Below are 20,305 nucleotides of genomic sequence, written 5' to 3'. Positions count from 1 at the left end.
ATAGTCCCGTTTCAACCATTCCGCTTTATTATATATTACTTTTCAGAAATTGCAGCAATTCCTGGCAAAGTCTTACCTTCAAGGTAGGTTAATGAAGCTCCACCACCAGTAGAAATGTGGGTAAGTTGATCGGCAACTCCTAATTGCTTAACAGCGGCAGTAGAGTCACCACCACCAACAATCGTAGTTGCATCGTTCAAAGTACCAAGGAACTTACCTACTTCAAGGGTTCCCTTAGCAAAGTTAGGCTTTTCAAAGACACCCATTGGTCCATTCCAAACAACTGTCTTAGCATCTTTCAAAACATTCTTGAATTCTTCAACAGACTTAGGACCAATATCAAGAGCCATCCAGCCGTCGTCAATGTCGCCTTCAACAACCTTAGTGTTAGCATCATTGTCAAACTTGTCAGCTACAACGTTGTCAATTGGAAGGACGATCTTATCGCCAGCCTTATCAAGGATCTTCTTGGCAACATCAATCTTGTCTTTTTCAACAAGTGAGTCACCGGTCTTAATACCCTTAGCAGCGTAGAATGTGTAAGCCATTCCACCACCAATGATAATCTTGTCAGCCTTGTCAAGAAGGTTATCAATAACGCCAATCTTGTCTGATACCTTAGCACCACCAAGAATAGCAACGAATGGCCGTTGTGGATTATCAACTGCGTCACCCAAGAACTTGATTTCCTTTTCCATCAAGAAGCCGGCAGCAGCCTTTCCTGGCATGTTAGTAGCAATTCCAACATTTGAAGCATGCTTCCGGTGAGCAGTACCGAATGCATCGTTAACATAAACGTCACCCAAGGAAGCCCAGTACTTACCTAATTCAGGATCATTACCAGATTCACGCTTTACGTATTCGCCATTCTTAACATCTTCATAACGAGTGTTTTGAACAAGCAATACTTCGCCATCCTTAAGTTCGTTAATAGCATCTTCTAGTTCCTTACCTTCAGTAACTGGAACAAACTTAACGGGCTTATCGAGTAATTCAGAAAGACGTTCAGCAACAGCCTTTAAAGACTTAGCAGGCTTGTCTTCTTCTTTCTTAATTCGACCAAGGTGTGAGAATAGAATAGCCTTACCACCATGTTCGATAACGTACTTAATAGTTGGTAAAGCGGCAACGATTCGGTTATCATCTTCAACCTTAGTACCGTCATCACTAATTGGAACGTTAAAGTCAACCCGCATTAAAACTTTTTTACCGTTTAATGGTAAATCTTCAACAGTTAATTTTGCCATAAATTATGTTTCCTCCTTCTTTGTTAAGAAAAAGGGTGGTTGGAGTCTCCTCCTCCCACCTTTTTTTATGCCGCTAATATTTCAGCATTCCGGATTAAAGGTTTGCAAAGTGAAGCAAAGTCCGGATCATGTTGCAAGTGAAACCATTTTCGTTGTCGTACCATGCAACAGTCTTAACTAATTGAGTACCATCTTCGCCTTCCATAATTTCGGTTTGTGATGGGTCAAATACAGAACCAAAAGTAGAACCAATAATATCAGTTGAAACGATTGGGTCATCAGTGTAACCGAATGCTGGGTTATCCTTGGCAGCTTCCTTCATAGCGTTGTTAACATCATCAACAGAAACCTTCTTGTTCATGATAGTAACAAGTTCAGTTAATGAACCATCAGGAACAGCAACACGTTGTGCGTGACCTGAAAGCTTACCGTTCAATTCAGGAATAACAAGACCGATAGCCTTAGCAGCACCACTTGAGTGAGGAATAGTGTTAACAGCAGCAGCACGGTTGTTACGGAACTTCTTGCCACGTGGTTGGTCAAGAACAGCTTGGCTACCAGTGTAAGCGTGAACAGTAGTCATAGTACCAACCTTGATACCGAAGTTTTTGTTCAACCAGTATGCCATTGGTGCAAGACAACTAGTTGTGCATGAACCAGCTGAAACAATCTTGTCATCAGCCTTCAAAGTATCCAAGTTAACACCAGGAACAACAGTTGGAATGTTACCAGCAGGAGCAGAAATAAGAACACGCTTTGCGCCGGCATCCAAGTGAGCTTGTGACTTTTCTGCAGAAGTGTAGAAACCAGTACATTCAAGGACAAAGTCAACACCGTCGTTCTTTACCCAAGGAATGTTACGTGCGTCACGTTCTGCGTATACAGGGTATTTCTTACCATCAACAACGATACCCTTGTCAGTTGATGAAACTTCGCCATCAAAACGACCTTGGGTTGAGTCGTACTTAAGTAAGTAAGCCAACATTTCTGGTGAAGTCAAATCGTTGATAGCAACAACTTCAATATCATCAGTGTTGAGTTCGTGAATACGACGGAATGCCAAACGACCAATACGGCCGAAACCATTAATACCAATCTTTACAGTCATACTGCAATTTCCTCCTTTAGGAAAAACATAATTAGTGTCTTTGCTAATTCAATCACATTCATACAATACTAACCACATCTAAGCAGTATTAAGCATCTATACCAGATCATGACTTAGCAATTACAACCTTACGGTATTAATAATACTCACATTTCACTAACTTGTCTATCCAATTAGCCTGAAAAGTTTTATTTTTCTTGTGAAAACGTTATCATTATTAAAAATAAAAATTTATTGTTGCAATTATAGTTAAAGTAAGATAATATAATATTTGTTGACGCACCCTTAGTGTAATGGATCGCACGTGAGATTCCGGTTCTTGAGATCCGAGTTCGACTCTCGGGGGGCGCATTTTTTATAAGGAGACTAGCAAAATTTGTTAGTCTCCTTTTTTAGTAATATTTAATATAGAGGGAAACTGGGAATTAACCCATTTAAGAGCCTGATGGGCTAACCTAGAACGACGAATGATGATAAACTCATCAGAGTCGTTCGTAGCCGAATAGGCTTGCTCCGCTGTGTTAGACTCGAAGGCTCGGGTTACGAAATGAAGTGAGCCTATTTGGATTCCCGCAATTAGACTCAGTAGTTTCGAAAATTACTGGTAATAGTAAGAAGCCGAGAAAAAACGTCTTGTTTTTCTCGGCTTCTTACTATTGTTTAATTATTTCATCAACATTTATCGTCCTATGCCAGTCAGCCTTTCCTCTAAGAAAGTTAACTTCCGGTTGATCCCTATTATTAAATAAAGTAAATAAAAAAGTTGACTAAAATAGATTCAGTCAACCATTACGATATTAAACTACTTTTCTTCAGCTGGCTTTTCCTTAGCCCACTTACGAATAGCTTCAATCTTCTTTTCCTTTAATGCTCGCTTGTACTTAGGAGCAATTGGCCGACGACCTTGAACGCCGTATGGGTGTGCTTTACGCATAGCAAATGCCTCCTTATATATTAAACGTAAATTAATTAACGTTCCAATTATACCGGGCATGGATTTAAAAAGCAACCCTTCATAAGATGCTATCTCTTGTCAGGATTATCATAGCAGCATTTGCTAAAGTAAAAAAAATTTCTCCAAATTAAACTAGACCAATTTAATAATATCTTTAATAAAATTAATAAGCAAAAGAACTTGCAAAGTATACCAATAGGAGGTACTATATAGTCGTAAACAAAGAAGGGCCAATTAAAAGTCCCAATATATGAAAACGAGGTAATTTATTATGACTAAAGATACATTCAAAGCATTCATTAAATTTAACAACACCGACTGGACAACCCTTGATAAAGAATCAGCTGCTACTGAACTCAGTTTGATTGCTAAGGATCTTCACTAAATTAAATTAATACCAACTATGCTATACGGCTCATTATTTCCTCTCCCCCTATCATTAATGATGCTTAGCCGTATAAACACCACGAATTGACCATAATAAAATAATGAGACCGTTAAACTCCCGGTCTCATTTTATTTTTCACGACAAATCATTTGACCTTTTTTGACCAAACGAGTATAGTATTCACATAAGTTAGCAATTAATGCTAACAAGTGCTAAAAATAAGGGAGGCTAATCGACTATGAATTTAGTTCCTACTGTCATTGAGCAATCATCTCGTGGTGAACGTGCTTATGACATTTATTCACGGCTTCTAAAGGATCGGATCATCATGCTATCTGGTCCAATTGAAGACGATATGGCTAATTCAATCGTTGCGCAACTTCTTTTCCTAGATGCGCAAGATTCAACAAAAGATATTTACCTTTACATCAACTCTCCAGGTGGTGTGGTTACATCTGGAATGGCAATTTACGATACCATGAACTTCATCAAGTCTGATGTTCAAACTATTGTTATCGGAATGGCCGCTTCCATGGCTAGCGTCTTAGTATCTTCAGGTGCTAAGGGTAAGCGGTTTGGTTTACCACATTCACAAGTCTTGATTCACCAACCATCTGGTGGTGCCCAAGGCCAACAAACCGAAATTGAAATTGCTGCTACTGAAATTCTAAAGACACGAAAGATGATTAACGAAATTCTGGCCAAGAATTCAGGACAGCCAATCGAAAAGATTAATCGTGATACCGAACGTGATCACTACTTAACTGCTCAAGAAGCTGTTGATTATGGTTTGCTTGATGGAATTATGGAAAACAATTCTAAGTTAAAGTAACTAATGATCAAAAATAAGCTGAAGGAAAATTTCCTTCAGCTTATTTTCGTTTAAACTTTCTTATTTAGTCAATGCTCTGGTTCGCAGCTCATCCGCATACGCGTTTAGCTTTCGCAAGCGATGATTGACACCAGACTTCGAAATTGGACCACCAGGAACTAATTCTCCTAATTCTTTTAAACTGACTTCCTGGTGAGCAAGGCGCGTTTCAGCAATCTCGCGTAACTTATCTGGCAAGCTTTCTAAGCCGACACTTGCTTCAATGAGCTTAATGTTTTCAATCTGCTTAGTTGAGGCATTAGCGATCTTATTCATATTTGCATTCTCACAGTTAACGAGACGATTAACCGAATTACGCATATCGCGAACAATTCGAATGTTTTCAAATTGCAGCATCGAATTAGTTGCGCCAATTAGCGACATAAAGTTAGCAATTTTCTCAGCTTCCTTAAGATAAACAATGTACCCGCTTCGTCGAGCAGTTGTTTGCGCATTTAAGCCAAACTTATTCATCATCCGAGCAATCATCTCATTATGTTCTTCATAGAGAGAATAAATTTCTAAATGATATCGCGAAGTTTCGGGGTTATTTACAGAACCACCAGCTAAAAATGCACCACGTAAATATGAACGAACCATCCATTCATCCTTTAACAGTTCAACAGGAACCTGTTCCTTGATTTGCATCCCTTGTAAGATTTGTAAATCATCCAAAACACGTTCTGCAGAATAACGCAAGCGAACAATATACTGGTTATTCTTCTTTAGTTTCATCTTCCGCCGCACAACAATTTCACTTTCGACGTGATAGAAGTCTTTTAGCAATGAATAAATTCGTCGAGCAATGGCAGGATTTTCAGTTTGAATATTCAATACTAGGTGATGATTACTAATTCCGATTGAGCCATTCATCCTGATTAAAGCCATTAGTTCCGCTTTAGCATTATCACGATGAACCTTAATTGCCGTTAACTCTTTTTTTACTTCGCTAGCATAGGACAATGCTAGTCACCCCCTAATCATGAACTTCATGGAGGCGATTCATTAACTCATTAACAACCTTATCACGGTCATGAAATGCTCCATTATCCTTTAACTGTAAGAAGTTGGAACTAATAACTCGGCATCCCTGCTTCCGGAGCCCCTGAAAATCATGTCCCACAGGTTGGGAAATTTCGTTCCATTCCTTAAAGTCAATATAATTATCGGGAACTGGCTGAATATTAACCAATACGGTATCAATAAAGTCTTTCCCAAGGTGACGGTTAAGCACGCGAACATGATCGGCATCAGTAAAGTGATCGGTTTCACCCTTTTGCGTCATAATGTTACAAATATAGACTACTTCTGCCCTACTTCTGCATACAGCCTGGGCAACATCGCGAATCATTAAATTTGGCAAAATACTTGTAAACAGACTACCCGGCCCCAAAACAATTTGATCCGCATTTTCAATTGCCTTAATAACCTCAGGAACCGCTTTTGCTTTATGTCCGTCATCATCATTTGATGGCGTTACCCAGACACGTTTAATCTGCTTATGGGCCTTAGTAATTTCTGACTCACCACTAATGGTCGAGCCATCCATAAATTCGGCATTCAACGTTAATGGTTCATCAGAAACAGGGAAAACGTGTCCCCGAATCTCCATCATCTCTGAAAGTTCCTGAACTGCATCAAAAATGTCACCCTGCATTTCTGAAAGTGCGGAAATAATAAGGTTGCCAATGGCATGGCCTGCTAAAAATTGGTCAGTCGTTTTGAAACGGTACTGGAAGATTTCTTTCTGTAATTTTGGTAATTCAGAGAGAGCAACCAGAACATTTCGAATATCACCAGGCGGGACCACATTAATATAATCTCGTAGGATTCCCGATGAACCACCATCATCCGCAACGGTAACTACCGCTGTAATATCAGCATTTTGATCGCGTAACCCACGAAGGATAACTGGAAGACCAGTTCCACCCCCGATCACAACGATCTTTGGCTTATGAAACATATAATCCTTCCTCTACTTTTTTATTTTGCCTTATCGACGTCCCGATGGTGAATATTAACTTGATAACCATCAGCTTTTAAATCAGTTGCAATCTTATTTGCAATAGTAACGGAACGATGTTGCCCTCCAGTACAGCCAATTGCAATCGTTAGACTACTTTTCCCTTCATGAATATAGCCTGGCATTGCCGTTTCTAATAATGACCTTAAATGAGCATAAAATTCCTTTGCTAACGGGCTTTTCATCACGTATTCTTGGACGGCAGCATCATTACCTGTCAAATGTTTAAGCTCTGGAACATAAAAGGGGTTAGGGAGAAAACGAACGTCAAGCACAATGTCAGCATCTAACGGCAATCCATACTTGAAGCCGAACGACATTACTTCAATGTAGAAGTTACTCCCCTCACCATGACCAAAGATTTTATTGAGTCTTAGTTTAAGGTTCCGTGGCGTCAAAGAAGTAGTATCAATCCGAATGTCTGCCTCGCTTTTAAGATTATTCAGTAGTTTTCGCTCAGCCGTCACTCCGTCCAATAACCGACCATGAGGTGATAGTGGGTGTGAACGACGTGTTTCCTTATAACGAGAAATCAATTTATCATCGGCGGCATCGAGGAAAAGTAAACTAACCTCAAGATCTTCACGTCTTTTCAATTGTCGAATACTTGGCAGCACTTGATCATAGAATCTCTGGGAACGAGAATCCATTACCATAGCTACCTTATTAAACTGACTCGCTTTTTCCATCACATCGACAAATTTTTCCGCCAAGTTAGGAAGCATATTATCGAACACGAAGTAGCCTAAGTCTTCAAGACTATGAACAGCAACGGTTTTCCCGGCACCGCTCATTCCGGTAATAATTACCACTCGCATCTTCTCTACCATGTTCTCCCCCTCTTTTCTACACTTATACCTAATTATTGTATCACAGCAATCCGGGCGTGTCTTTTAATAACTAAAAATATACTGGACCCGTTATTTTTCAGAAAATGCTATCTAATAATTAAAAGATACAGAAAAAGCTTCAAAGCTCGCCAATCTCGAACTCTGAAGCCTCCTTAGACCATTTCCCAAGGAATCGCTATGCATTAGTAGTGGATACCTTCCCTAGGTTATTTAGAAACTTTAATGTTGCTTTTTCTCTTCAAGTGCCTTATCCCGTTCTAACATCTTCTTCAGATATTGTCCGGTATAACTTTCCTTAACCTTTGCAACCTCTTCAGGAGTTCCAGTAGCAACAATATAACCACCTGCTTCTCCTCCCTCGGGGCCAAGATCAATTAGCCAATCAGCTGATTTGACAACATCAAGATCATGTTCAATTACCAGGACGGTGTTTCCAGCATCAACTAATCGCTGTAAAACCGCCAGCAAACGTTTAATATCATCCATGTGTAGTCCAGTGGTAGGTTCATCAAGAATATAAAAGCTTTTACCTCGTGATTGACGATGAAGTTCGGCAGCAAGTTTCATTCTCTGGGCTTCACCACCTGAAAGTGTAGTAGCTGGTTGACCTAGAGTTACGTAACCTAAACCAACATCTTCAATTGTTTGCAGTTTTCGCTTAATTTTTGGAATTGCACTAAAGAATTTCAAGGCTTCAGAAACGGTCATGTTCAGAACCTGTGAAATATTCTTTCCCTTATATTCAACTTCAAGGGTTTCTGAATTATAACGTGTTCCATGACAGACTTCACACGGAACGTAAACGTCTGGTAAGAAGTTCATTTCGATCTTAATAATTCCGTCACCATGGCAAGCTTCACAACGACCACCCTTTACGTTAAAACTAAAACGTCCCTTATTATAGCCGCGCATCTTTGCCTGATTTGTTTGAGCAAAAAGCTCGCGAATATCATCAAAGACACCAGTATATGTAGCAGGATTACTCCGTGGTGTTCGCCCAATTGGCGATTGATCAATATCAATTACCTTCTCGATATTTTTAATTCCACTAATTGATTTATACTTGCCTGGCTTAGCAGAATTATTGTTCAACTTCTGTGCCAGGATTCGTTTCAAAATCACATTAACTAAGGTTGATTTCCCAGAACCAGAAACACCAGTTACACAGATAAACTTACCAAGAGGAAAATCAACATTAATGTTCTTTAAGTTATTTTCAGCAGCGCCCTTAAGAATAATGTGTTTTCCATTACCTTCCCGGCGTTCTTTAGGAACCTCAATCATCTTTTTACCAGAAAGATACTGGCCTGTTAGTGATTTTCTGGAACGCATAATTTGTTTTGGTGTCCCAGCAGCCATTACCTTTCCACCATTAGCTCCTGCTCCCGGACCGATATCCACAATATAGTCTGCAGCCCGCATGGTATCTTCATCGTGTTCAACCACAATCAAGGTATTCCCAAGATCACGCATCGCTTTAAGGGAAGAAATTAGTCGATCATTATCCCGCTGGTGTAAGCCAATTGATGGTTCATCAAGGACGTACATAACCCCAGAAAGATTTGAGCCAATTTGTGTTGCCAAACGGATTCGTTGAGCTTCACCACCGGAGAGCGTTCGTGCAGAGCGACTTAATGTTAAGTATTCAACACCAACATTTTTCATAAATGTCAGCCGATCTAAAATCTCTTTCAAAATTGGCCGGGCAATTTTTTCTTGTTGTTCAGAGAATTGAACACCTTCAAAGAACGTAATAGCCTTACTAATTGGCAATTCAGAAACTTCACCAATATTTTGACCGTTAATTTTAACTGCTAACGCCCGTTGGTTAAGCCGGTAACCGTGACAAGCCGGACAAGGCAGTTCTGTCATGTACTTTCGCATTTGTTCTCGAGTAAAGTCAGAATTGGTTTCCTTGTACCGACGCTTAATATTATTAATAACTCCCTCAAACGGCACATCAACATCCCGGACTCCACCAAAGTCATTTTCGTAGTGGAAATGGAATGTCTGATCGCCGTTACCATACAGGACCTGCTGCTGTTGCTTTTTGGAAAGTTTATTAAATGGCGTATCCATGTTAATTCCAGCAGCTTCACAGAATTGTTCCAGTAACTGTGGATAGTATTGTGAAGAAATCGGGTTCCACGGAATCATTGCTCCCTCCCGAAGCGTTTTAGTTCGATCAGGAACCACTAGATCCACGTCAACTTCTAGCTTTGAACCCAAGCCCTCACATTCAGGACAAGCACCAATTGGAGCATTAAAAGAAAACAGTCGCGGTTCAAGCTCACCTACAGTAAATCCACAAATTGGGCAAGCATACTTTTCGGAAAATGGAATTGGTTCCCCACCGATCACATCTGCAATCGCGTAACCGTCACTTAACCTCAAAGCAGCTTCAAATGAATCAAACAAGCGAGAGCGAATCCCATCCTTGATAATAATCCGGTCAATGACAACATTAACCGTATGCTTCTTATTCTTATCAAGTTCTGGGACTTCATCTAGTTCATAGGTTTCACCATCTACTTGAACCCGCACAAATCCTTCCTTTTTGATCTTTTCAAAGATCTTCTTTTGGGTTCCACGCTTATCACGAACAACTGGAGAAAGAATTTGAAGTCGAGTTCGCTCAGGGAGTTCCAGTACCCGGTCAACCATCTGGTCAGGTGATTGACTGCTAATTGGAATGTGATCGTTGGGACAAATTGGAGTCCCTACCCGTGCCCACAACAATCGCAGAAAGTCGTTAATCTCCGTGACAGTCCCTACCGTGGAACGGGGGTTATGAGATGTAGTCTTCTGGTCAATCGATATTGCGGGTGAAAGGCCATCAATTGAATCAACATCCGGTTTATCCATTTGACCTAAGAATTGACGAGCATAGGCAGATAAACTTTCCACATAGCGGCGTTGTCCCTCTGCATATAAGGTATCAAATGCTAGCGAACTCTTTCCCGAGCCGGATAGGCCAGTAATTACAACTAACTTATTCTTGGGGATTTTTACATCAATATTCTTTAAGTTATGGGCACGTGCGCCATGAATAATAATCTTATCGTTTGCCACGAATAATTCACTCCCCCTTATTTTTTACTCTGCTTTATCCTTTTAGTTTTCTTTCCTGTCATCTGTGCTTTTAATTCCATTATCGTATCACGAAGCGTTGCAGCCTGCTCAAAGTCTAACCGCTTAGCTGCCGTCCGCATTTGTTCAGTTAATTCTTCAACCATCTTTGTTTGATCATCACGGTTTAGCTTAGCAAAGTCCTTAGTAGTAAATTCTGTACTGTCAGCTTCTTTTCCGCTATCCTCAGTCTTCGTAGTTGAGGAAATAGCCTCTTGAATTGGCTTAATGATAGTCTTAGGAGTGATCCCATGCTTCTTGTTGTAAGCCATTTGAATTTCCCGTCGTCGCTTTGTTTCGTCGATTGCTTTTTGCATTGAATCAGTAACTGTATCAGCATACATAATTACGGAACCATTTGCATTCCGCGCTGCTCGACCAATTGTCTGAATTAAGGAACGCTCATTCCGTAAAAAGCCTTCCTTATCCGCATCAAGAATCGCGACTAAAGATACTTCTGGAACGTCCAGCCCTTCCCGAAGAAGGTTAATTCCTACAAGAACATCGAACTTCCCTAAACGAAGATCACGAATGATTTGTGTCCGCTCTAGTGTTTTGATATCGCTATGAAGATATTTAACCTTCAGTCCAAGATCTTTAAGGTAGTCAGTAAGATCCTCTGACATTTTCTTAGTCAATGTTGTGACAAAGACTCGTTCATGTTTCTCAATCCGCTTATTAATCTCACCAACCAGATCATCAATTTGTCCCATTACCGGTCGAACCTCAATTGTTGGATCCAGCAAACCAGTTGGTCGAATAATTTGCTGAACAACGTGATCTGTTTGTGCCATTTCATATGGACCTGGGGTGGCTGACATATAAACGACTTGATTAACGTGTTTTTCAAATTCTGCTAGTTTTAATGGTCGGTTATCAAGCGCACTCGGTAATCGAAAGCCATAGTCAATCAGCATCTGCTTCCGAGCACGGTCACCATTGTACATCCCCCGAACTTGGGGCATCGTTTGGTGCGATTCATCAACTACTAGTAAGAAGTCTTTAGGGAAGAAATCCAGTAAGGTGTATGGTGGCTCTCCAGGTTTTCGTCCATCCATATACCGTGAGTAATTTTCAATTCCGTTGCAATACCCCATTTCACGGAGCATTTCGATGTCATAAGTTGTCCGTTGCTGAATCCGTTCTGCCTCAAGGAGTTTTCCTTCATCAGTAAACTTTTTGACCTGTTTTTTCATATCGCTTTCGATCTGCGGAAGTGCCCGGTCCATAATCTCTTCACTTGTTAAGAAGTGCGTTGCCGGGAAGATCGAAATATGTTCCCGATCACCAATTACTTCGCCAGTAAGGGCATCAACTTCACGAATCCGGTCAATTTCATCACCAAAAAATTCAATTCGCAATGCCTTATCTTCACGTGATGCGGGAAAGACTTCAACAACGTCCCCGTGAACTCTGAATCGGCCCCTTTGAAAGTCAATATCGTTCCGTTCAAACTGAATATTAACCAATTCACGGAGTAATCGATCCCGTTCAATTTCTTGGCCAACTCGTAGTGAGACTACGTGATTATGGTACTCACTTGGATCACCAAGACCAAAAATACTAGAAACAGAGGCCACAACAATAACATCGTCTCGTTCCATTAATGAACTAGTTGCTGAATGTCGTAATTCATCAATCTCATCGTTAATTGATGCATCCTTTTCAATGTATGTATCGCTAGAAGGAACATATGCTTCTGGCTGATAGTAATCGTAATAGGAAACGAAATATTCAACCGCATTATGTGGGAAGAATTTTTTCATTTCACTATATAATTGTCCAGCTAGCGTTTTGTTATGAGATAGAATTAATGTTGGTTTATTAACTTTTGCAATAACATTTGAAATCGTAAAAGTTTTCCCCGTTCCGGTGGCCCCTAACAGAATCTGGGCCTTTTCTCCCTTTTTGATTCCAGTAGTTAATTCCTTAATTGCTTCTGGCTGATCCCCGGTCGGCTTATAGTCTGAAACTAACTCAAAATTTTTATGAGGTTGACGATATATCACGATTAATCCTCCTCAGCACTCGAAAATGGAAGGCAACAACTCGTTCTTCATTACCTTCCGTCTTTATGATCATAAATTACCCTCTTTAGTTTATCATCAGAACATGCATTCGTCTATCAATATAAAATTTCTAAATTGTCCTACTATAAAACAATCAATATCCGTAAATTAACTTTACCTTAATCATTGTTCTCTACTATTGAATCACGACTTTGCTTGCACATATAATAGTAATGTTTAAATTTCATAAAAGGAAAGTTGGAGATCAATGTTTAGTAGTTTAAAGCAAAAGTGGGGACAGCAATTGGGGACGTTATTTGTTGTCTTAACAATTATTTGCTTTTTAGGAACCGCAAGTCAGTTTCTCACCCACCTCCAAGAAGCAACCTGGCCCTTTATACTTTGGTGGATTCTAAAAACGTTTGTTAGCACAGTTGTCTTATGGGTACCAATTGCCATTGGTGCTAATCAACAGCAAAAGCGATTTAACCGTCAGGCAATTGTCCTTACTCTCCGGATTATCGGAATTATTACCTTCACCTGGGCAAAGTTTACTACCCAACCAGTAACCACAACCGACCAGCCGTCTCCCGAACTCTACGTTGTTCAACAAGTATTTATCACTTGGCTTGTCTGCAGTGGGCTATACCTTTTTGCTCACCCATTACAAAAACTGTGTCATCGTTGGTCAACAATTACGCGTCGTCACTGGTTGATTAGTTTTTCATTCATTTTCTTTCTTATCAACCTGATCAGCGGTTATGATGCATTTGGATTTCATCGTGGAACAAGCCTAATCTGGTTCAGCTATCTTTTTGCCCTTGGCGACTGGTTAGCAAATGATCAACAGTGGCTGAAGAAGTGGTCAAACAACCGCTATGCCGGATTAACAATGATTAGCTTACTGGTTTCCTCACTAATTACCTGGCTCAATATGAACCATGTTGATTATAGTCCGCATAGTGATCTTACTCCCAATACGCACTATTTATTAGGAATTAACTCATACCAACCATTTCTTCTCCTCACTTGTTTACTGATGACTGCATGGTTCTTACGAGCAAGTAATAAGAGTCCGAAAGACTACCTTTTACCGATCACCGGGATCCTGCTTCTTAACCTGCTCGGGTTGCCAATGATCTTTACTCCCTGGCTCTTACCACATGTCAATTGGCAGCTTTCACTTCTAATCGGTATTATAATCGCTGTCGTTTTTGCTGGAATTTTAACACTAATTAATTTCCTGGGAAATAAAATAACCTGGCAGTTAAATTATCGTAGCCTTCTTAACCGTCTTAAACAAATTTGCCAAAACTTCTGGCCGATCCTCTTAACCTTTCTCATTCTCTGGCTGATCACTCTCGGTTCATTCGCTATCCTTTGGGATGGTAAATTTACGATGGTTCAGTGGATGTTAACTGAACGACCAAAGATCATTACAGTAAACGTTCTTATTATTTTTGCAATTGCTTTGATCTTAATGGCAATTACTAATCGTTGGTGGTTAAGTTCAGGAATAACAATTCTTTTCTACCTATGCTGGTTAGGCGCTTCGATCCTCAAAATTGCGGCCAGAAATGAACCAATTATCCCTACCGATATTTCAACACTAACCGCCCCTAGTGAAATGCTGGGAATGGTTAATAAGTGGGTGATTGTTTTTACTTTAATTGGCGCCATCGTTATTATTACGGTTTGCTGGCAACTAGAAAAACGTGTCGGTAAGTCATGCCGGTTTAACCCATTTGTCCGGATTGCAATTGCGTTTCTTTCCTGTGCCTATCTTTTTAGCTTTAGCTTTGCAAATCATAGTAATTCGATCGTCTATAAACAGTTGCAAAATATCAACGATACTCCATACTTCTACTCCCAATTACGGGGTGCTAAAATGAACGGTACTCTTCTCCAATTTGCCAACAATATTGACGTTCACGTAATGAATAAGCCTAAAGGGTATTCAGCTTCTACAATGAAAGACTTAGCTAACCGTTACTCTAAGTTGGGAGCAAAAATTAATCAAAATCGTACCCATAATAGCGTTGGAAACCAAAATCTGGTGTTTGTCCTTAGTGAAAGCTACTCTGATCCGTCCCGTGTCCCAGGAATGGAAGTCAGCGGTAACCCAATTGCCTACCTTCATCAGTTAAAGAAGCATTCAACTAGTGGATTAATGCTTAGTTCTGGGTATGGTGGCGGAACAGCTAATATGGAATACCAGGCCCTAACTGGTCTTTCGATTGCAAACTTCTCGCCAACATTACCAACACCGTATTCACAACTAGTCCCTTACCAAAAGCGGACTTTTACCATTAACAACCTGTTTAATTACAGTATTGGAATCCACCCGTTTTCCGCAAACCTTTATAGTAGAAAAACGGTTTACAAAAAGTTTGGCTTTAATAAGTTTTATCACTTCGATGGTGGCGACAAAATTACCTATACTCAAAAGATTCAGCACAGTCCCCGTGTTAGTGACGATTCTGCCTACAAAGAAGTAACATTAAACCTTAAACGTCAACCTCACGGTAAGTTTGTTCAATTAGCGACGATGCAAAACCACATGCCATATGAACCAACCTACTACGCCAAAAATAATTACCATGTTTCCGGAAAAGGATTTAAAACTCCTAACCAAAAAGCGCAAATTGAAACCTACATTCAAGGAATTCACTATACTGATCAAGCATTAAAAAAGTGGATTACTGAGCTGGATAAACTTAATCAGCCGACCACTGTCGTTTGGTATGGTGATCACCTCCCCGGAATTTATCATGGCCTGCCAATGGGAAGGTATGGTACTCAGCTCCATGAAACTGATTACTTTATTTATAGTAATGCAGCCGCACGAAAGACTAACCAAAATCGCCTTACCTGGCAGCATCAGCTTGTTGGACCAAATAATTTTGCCGCAATGGCACTTGCTCAAATGGATGTTAAAGTTTCACCCTACTACGCTCTGCTAACGAAAGTTGCCGAAGATATTCCGGCAACATCATTACCGACTAACGGAACTGCAAAAAACAATTCGGCTCATCAAGGAGGAACCGATTTTGTTAACGCTCACGGAGAACATGTTAAGCTTACTTCAAAGCAAAAGAAACTCTTTCACGACTATCAACTAGTTCAGTATGACCTTACTGCTGGTCACCATTACCTACTAAAAGATTCATTCTTAAAACAAATCGCAAAATAAAAAAGAAGCTGGAAATTAACCCATTTAAGAGCCTGGTTGGCTAATCTAGAACGACGAATGATGATGAATTCATCAGAGTCGTTCGTAGCCAAATAGGCTTGCTTCGCTGCGTTAGACTCGAGCTCGGGTTACGAAACAAAGTGAGCCTATTGGATTTCCGCAATTAGACTCAGTAAGTTCGGAGATCACTAAATATAGATAGAGGGTGAGAAAAACATTTAGTTTTTTCTCACCCTCTATCTATTTAATATTCTACACCGCTAAAGCTATTCTTCTGCAAATTCCTTTAATGCCTTTTCAAAAGCAGCTAGCTTAGAATTAGCTTCGTCAAGTGATGGTGCACTAGTACCAATATAGAACTTTAATTTTGGTTCAGTACCGGATGGTCGGATAGCAATCCAAGTCTCGTCATCAAGAACGTAACGAAGGACATTTGATTCAGGAATTCCAAGTTCACTAACCTGACCATCAGCAGTTGTCTTTGTTCCCTTAGAGAAGTCTTCAGTTACCATTACCTTGTGTCCAGCAAAGGCAGTTGGTGCTTCTTCACGGAACTTCTTCATTAGGCCTTGAATCTTGGCTGGACCATCAACACCTGGATACATGTTAGCAACTGTCTTTTCACGGAAGTAACCATACTTCTTGAATAATTCTTGAAGGCCATCATACAATGTCATCTTCCGGCTTCTGTAATAAGCGGCCACTTCAGCCAGTAAGGTTAATGATTGAATAGCATCCTTATCACGGACAAATGGCTTAATAAGGTAACCGTAACTTTCTTCAAAGCCAAACATGAACGTGTGGTCAGCCTTACCAGTTTCATATTGGTGAATTTGGTCCGCAATCCACTTAAAACCAGTTAGAACATTAATCATTTCAACACCGTAACTTTCGGCAATCTTAGCAGCAAAGTTAGTTGAAACAATTGACTTTACAGCAGCAGCATTCTTTGGTAAGGTTCCTGCTTGTTTATGAGCTTCAAGAATGTAAGCCAACATGATTGAGGCAATTTGGTTACCAGTCAGCAATTGGTATTCACCATTTGGTTGACGAACTGCACAGCCAAGACGATCCGCGTCAGGATCAGTAGCAATTAGAACATCTGCATCAATTTCTTTACCTAACTTAATGGAACGAACAAATGCCTCTGGAAATTCTGGGTTAGGGTGTTCCAAGCCAGGAAAATCACCGTTTGGTTGTGCTTCAGTTGGTTCGATTGTAAAGTTAGTGAAACCAGCTTGACGTAATGCTCGTTCACCAAGCATCCGTCCAGTACCACATAATGGAGTAAAGACAAACTTCATGTCCTTGCCATATTCTTTTGCCAAATCCGGATTAACGGTAACGCTCTTTGCATTAGCCAAGTATGCAGCATCCACATCTTCACCAATAATTGTTTCCGTCCCGTTATCTAACAATTCTTGTTCATCAGCTAATTTGATGTCAAAGATATCGGTAATCTTCCGGATATAACCAGTCATCATGTCTGATTCCTTTGGTGGCATTTGACCACCATCTTCGCCATAAATTTTATAACCATTGTATTCTTTAGGGTTGTGACTAGCTGTAATCATAATCCCAGCATATGTGTGTAGGTGACGAACCGCAAATGACAATTCTGGTGTTGGCCGTAAATTATCGTAAATGTAAACCTTAATTCCGTGAGCACCTAATACTCGTGCTGAATCGTGAGCAAATTGGCGTGAATTATGACGAGAATCATAACTAATTGCAACCCCACGATTTTTAATTTCATCCCCTAGAGAATCCATTAACGTTGCCAAACCTTCAGTTGCTTGACGAACAGTATAAACATTCATCCGGTTAATTCCAGGACCCATTAGTCCCCGCATCCCGGCAGTACCGAAAGACATTGGTGCATAAAATGCATCCTCAATTTCCTTATCATCATGCATTGCAGCTAATTCTTTCTTTAATTTTGGTTCAAGATCAGTCCGGTCTTTCCAAACTTGGTAAGTATCTTTCCAGCTCATCAAAATTGCTCCTTTGTTTCTCATAATCTGCTATCAGTATAACTCATTATCAAGTAGCTGTGTTCGTTTACTTCATTGTTTTACTAAAGTTTTACTCCGACTAATCGATCGTCCAAATCCAGTCGATCATCTTTTCTACTTGATCATTCTCGAAAACTAAGTACTGGTCATTTCCGGCCATACTCATCGTATTATTAAATGCCAGAACTGGTTTCCCGCTTTTAAGAAACTGCCTAATTACTTTAATGTCTTTCATCCCCCGATTAACATCAAGATAAGCTTTTGCACAATTAAGCCGGTCTGTCATTACTTGTGGAAGAATTCCCTGATATAACCGAACATTGGGGTACTTTAGGAGTGACACTAGCTTTGGTCCCATTGAAGTTCGCGCGGCAATTTCAAATTGGTAATCTGATAGGGTCGTCACAAGTTCGGTCAAATGGCTAAAGTCCTGGCTATTCGTTAAACAAAATAGTGGACCACGAAGTTTTGACCATTGCGGCTTATTTGTTCCTAAAGTGACGTGATCAATAATATCCCGAATACTCATTCCGTTATAGTACCACCACAATTCACGGTAGCGAACTGTTGAAAGTAAATTCCAGGGCTTATCGTCAGAATCAAAGTGAATAATTACCGGATCACTGATTCGTGCTAGCTCGCTAATTATGCGGTCAATATGGTGATAGACCGCATAACCTTCTATTCCAACCTCATAATTATAGGTACGGGGCAAAAATTTGGCCTGGTGGTAAAAGAACTGACTTAAAACCGATTGATCAGCATTCTTTAACCCAGGTCGTTTACTAGCAGACAATAACTGATTAACAATCCCCTGTTGTTGATTAATTACTGGATTATTAAAATACACTACTCCAGCATTAATTTCACTGTCTGGAGAATTAAGATCCTTAACTGCTGCTACTGGTTCAGAAAAATCAAGGTTAAGTAAGGTAGTTATTGAATGATTAATAATCACATCGCTGTCTAAATACAGTACCTTTTCTCCCGGTAAAAGCTTCGGTAACAATAATTTATTAAACGTCATCGTATTTAAACGATTACTGAATGAAATTTGGCTACCAACGAAAACCGATTGATCCACTTTCAAGTCAATTACACTATCGCCAATTGAATTCAACTGCTGATTAACATTTTTAAACCACTCTTGAGGAATATCAGGATTTAAAATATAAACTTTCAAGCCGCTATTATGATAAAGAAGTGATTTTAAACTAGTAAATAATTTATCAAGGTACGCATAGTTACATTGCATTGCGATCACTGGTACTGACATTTTAGTGCTCCTCCTCATTCATCATAACTATACCCTTTTAGAATTAAAAAGAAAATAAGAAAAGGGAGATGACACATACTTTAAATAGCTTCTGTCATGCTCCCGTTCTCCAGTGATTAAATTATTTACTTTTCTAATGATTGAATATATTGGTAGACCTGTTGTCCGGCGATTGAACCATCACCAACAGCCGTTGCAATCTGTCGTAATGGTGTGTCACGAACATCACCGACAGCAAAGATCCCAGGAACTGCTGTCTTCATCGTGTTATCAGTCTTAACCCACCCTGCATCGTCAAGAATACCTAATGAGGTAAACTGCTTTGTCATTGGCACGTTCCCAACATAAATAAAGATCCCATCTGCAGCCATAGTTCCATCTTCACCAGTTTGGTTGTTGTGGGTTTTGACACCAGTAACCTTTGTATCGTTACCGACAATCTCAGTTACGCTAGTATTAAAGATAAACTTCATTTTATCGTTTTTCCTTGCTTCATCTTGGAGCATTGGTTGCGCGCGAAGCTTATCACCACGAACTAAAACTGTTACTTGAGATGCTAAATTAGCAAGGTACATTCCCTCTTCAACAGCAGAATCACCACCACCAACAACGATCAGAGGTTTATCCTTAAAGAAAGCACCATCACAGACAGCACAATACGAAACACCACGACCGCTAAATTCTTCTTCACCAGGAACTCCTAAGTGACGCTGCTCAGATCCTGTTGCGATTACAATTGCCTTAGCAATAAATTGTTCATCCATATCAGTGGAAACTGTTTTGGTCCCATCAGCATTCACTTCAACCTTAGTTACAGTTCCATAAGCATATTCAGCACCAAACTGAACCGAACCATCATACATCTGTTGAGCAAGCTCTGGTCCTTTAATACTCTTAAAACCAGTATAGTTTTCGATCGTTGCCGTATTATTCAAATTACCGCCATAAATTCCGCGATCGAGCATTAAGACGGATAAGTTAGCCCGTGAAGCATACATTGCCGCAGTCATTCCACCGGGTCCGGCACCAATTACTACTACATCATAACGGTCCTTGTTAGCCATTTTAAAGCTCCTCCTTAGTACACAATTTAATTATTATTCATGATAACTTGTTTCACTGTTATTGTCTATCACTATGCTTACTTTTTCTATACTGTTACTGTGTCTAAAGGAGTTCATCGCGACCGCCACCTCCGTCTAACGGTCACCTGCTACTATGTCTCTAGGGCTCTTTTAAG

General features: G+C 40.0%; 13 protein-coding genes. 2 read left to right on the top strand and 11 right to left on the bottom strand.

Translation table 11 applies throughout. The features are described 5' to 3' along the window. Nucleotides 1-35: 35 nt before the first annotated feature. The 3 genes from HUK49_RS00140 to HUK49_RS11425 form a co-directional block, all read right to left on the bottom strand. Nucleotides 36-1,247, bottom strand: a complete 1,212-nt coding sequence (locus HUK49_RS00140; RefSeq protein ID WP_102169190.1) for a phosphoglycerate kinase — start codon at nucleotides 1,245-1,247, stop codon at nucleotides 36-38. A gap of 94 nt (nucleotides 1,248-1,341) precedes the next feature. After that, nucleotides 1,342-2,355, bottom strand: coding sequence for a type I glyceraldehyde-3-phosphate dehydrogenase (gene gap / locus HUK49_RS00135; RefSeq protein ID WP_191912216.1), 1,014 nt, complete (start codon nucleotides 2,353-2,355; stop codon nucleotides 1,342-1,344). Nucleotides 2,356-3,157: 802 nt separating this feature from the next. After that, the gene (locus tag HUK49_RS11425) at nucleotides 3,158-3,289 is read right to left on the bottom strand and encodes a hypothetical protein (protein ID WP_255372237.1); all 132 of its coding nucleotides are present in this window, start codon (nucleotides 3,287-3,289) and stop codon (nucleotides 3,158-3,160) included. Between the two features lie 647 nt (nucleotides 3,290-3,936). On the opposite strand from HUK49_RS11425, the gene clpP reads away from it, so the two are divergent. Next, complete coding sequence (gene clpP / locus HUK49_RS00130; RefSeq protein ID WP_003717598.1) at nucleotides 3,937-4,530, top strand: ATP-dependent Clp endopeptidase proteolytic subunit ClpP; 594 nt, start codon at nucleotides 3,937-3,939, stop codon at nucleotides 4,528-4,530. Nucleotides 4,531-4,590: 60 nt separating this feature from the next. Here clpP and whiA read toward each other — a convergent pair whose 3' ends face one another. From whiA to uvrB, 5 genes are all read right to left on the bottom strand, one after another. Continuing rightward, a complete protein-coding gene (gene whiA / locus HUK49_RS00125; RefSeq protein ID WP_102169193.1) occupies nucleotides 4,591-5,532 on the bottom strand; it encodes a DNA-binding protein WhiA in 942 nt (313 codons plus the stop codon). A gap of 13 nt (nucleotides 5,533-5,545) precedes the next feature. Further along, nucleotides 5,546-6,532, bottom strand: a complete 987-nt coding sequence (locus HUK49_RS00120; protein WP_178696003.1) for a gluconeogenesis factor YvcK family protein — start codon at nucleotides 6,530-6,532, stop codon at nucleotides 5,546-5,548. 20 nt (nucleotides 6,533-6,552) lie between these two features. Further along, entirely contained in the window at nucleotides 6,553-7,422 is an 870-nt protein-coding gene (rapZ, locus tag HUK49_RS00115) for an RNase adapter RapZ (protein WP_102169195.1), read from the bottom strand. A 240-nt stretch (nucleotides 7,423-7,662) separates the two neighbouring features. Continuing rightward, nucleotides 7,663-10,515 (bottom strand): excinuclease ABC subunit UvrA, encoded by a 2,853-nt coding sequence (uvrA, locus tag HUK49_RS00110; protein WP_191912215.1) that lies wholly within the window; start codon nucleotides 10,513-10,515, stop codon nucleotides 7,663-7,665. Between the two features lie 17 nt (nucleotides 10,516-10,532). Beyond that, a complete protein-coding gene (gene uvrB / locus HUK49_RS00105; protein WP_191912214.1) occupies nucleotides 10,533-12,581 on the bottom strand; it encodes an excinuclease ABC subunit UvrB in 2,049 nt (682 codons plus the stop codon). 268 nt (nucleotides 12,582-12,849) lie between these two features. Here uvrB and HUK49_RS00100 point away from each other — a divergent pair, with 268 nt between their 5' ends. Further along, on the top strand, nucleotides 12,850-15,774 hold the full coding sequence (locus tag HUK49_RS00100; protein ID WP_191912213.1) for an LTA synthase family protein: 2,925 nt from the start codon (nucleotides 12,850-12,852) through the stop codon (nucleotides 15,772-15,774). Nucleotides 15,775-16,040: 266 nt separating this feature from the next. Here HUK49_RS00100 and HUK49_RS00095 read toward each other — a convergent pair whose 3' ends face one another. The 3 genes from HUK49_RS00095 to trxB form a co-directional block, all read right to left on the bottom strand. After that, nucleotides 16,041-17,768: a phospho-sugar mutase gene (locus tag HUK49_RS00095; protein WP_191912212.1), complete on the bottom strand. Its 1,728-nt coding sequence runs from the start codon at nucleotides 17,766-17,768 to the stop codon at nucleotides 16,041-16,043. Nucleotides 17,769-17,868: 100 nt separating this feature from the next. Further along, nucleotides 17,869-19,065 (bottom strand): glycosyltransferase, encoded by a 1,197-nt coding sequence (locus tag HUK49_RS00090; RefSeq protein WP_191912211.1) that lies wholly within the window; start codon nucleotides 19,063-19,065, stop codon nucleotides 17,869-17,871. A 125-nt stretch (nucleotides 19,066-19,190) separates the two neighbouring features. Next, complete coding sequence (trxB, locus tag HUK49_RS00085) at nucleotides 19,191-20,129, bottom strand: thioredoxin-disulfide reductase (protein WP_191912210.1); 939 nt, start codon at nucleotides 20,127-20,129, stop codon at nucleotides 19,191-19,193. Nucleotides 20,130-20,305: the final 176 nt, after the last annotated feature.

Source organism: Limosilactobacillus portuensis (genome assembly GCF_014838735.1).
GTDB classification, from domain to species: domain Bacteria; phylum Bacillota; class Bacilli; order Lactobacillales; family Lactobacillaceae; genus Limosilactobacillus; species Limosilactobacillus portuensis.
Note: the sequence above shows the minus strand (reverse complement) of the source record. Positions and strands in the feature narration are given on the sequence as shown.

Bases quoted from the DNA above. Each gene is read 5' to 3' on its own strand.
- HUK49_RS00140 (WP_102169190.1), bottom strand. From the start codon at position 1,247: ATGGCAAAATTAACTGTTGAAGATTTACCATTAAACGGTAAAAAAGTT.
- gap (WP_191912216.1), bottom strand. From the start codon at position 2,355: ATGACTGTAAAGATTGGTATTAATGGTTTCGGCCGTATTGGTCGTTTG.
- HUK49_RS11425 (WP_255372237.1), bottom strand. From the start codon at position 3,289: ATGCGTAAAGCACACCCATACGGCGTTCAAGGTCGTCGGCCAATTGCT.
- clpP (WP_003717598.1), top strand. From the start codon at position 3,937: ATGAATTTAGTTCCTACTGTCATTGAGCAATCATCTCGTGGTGAACGT.
- HUK49_RS00120 (WP_178696003.1), bottom strand. From the start codon at position 6,532: ATGTTTCATAAGCCAAAGATCGTTGTGATCGGGGGTGGAACTGGTCTT.
- rapZ (WP_102169195.1), bottom strand. From the start codon at position 7,422: ATGGTAGAGAAGATGCGAGTGGTAATTATTACCGGAATGAGCGGTGCC.
- HUK49_RS00100 (WP_191912213.1), top strand. From the start codon at position 12,850: ATGTTTAGTAGTTTAAAGCAAAAGTGGGGACAGCAATTGGGGACGTTA.
- HUK49_RS00095 (WP_191912212.1), bottom strand. From the start codon at position 17,768: ATGAGCTGGAAAGATACTTACCAAGTTTGGAAAGACCGGACTGATCTT.
- HUK49_RS00090 (WP_191912211.1), bottom strand. From the start codon at position 19,065: ATGTCAGTACCAGTGATCGCAATGCAATGTAACTATGCGTACCTTGAT.
- trxB (WP_191912210.1), bottom strand. From the start codon at position 20,129: ATGGCTAACAAGGACCGTTATGATGTAGTAGTAATTGGTGCCGGACCC.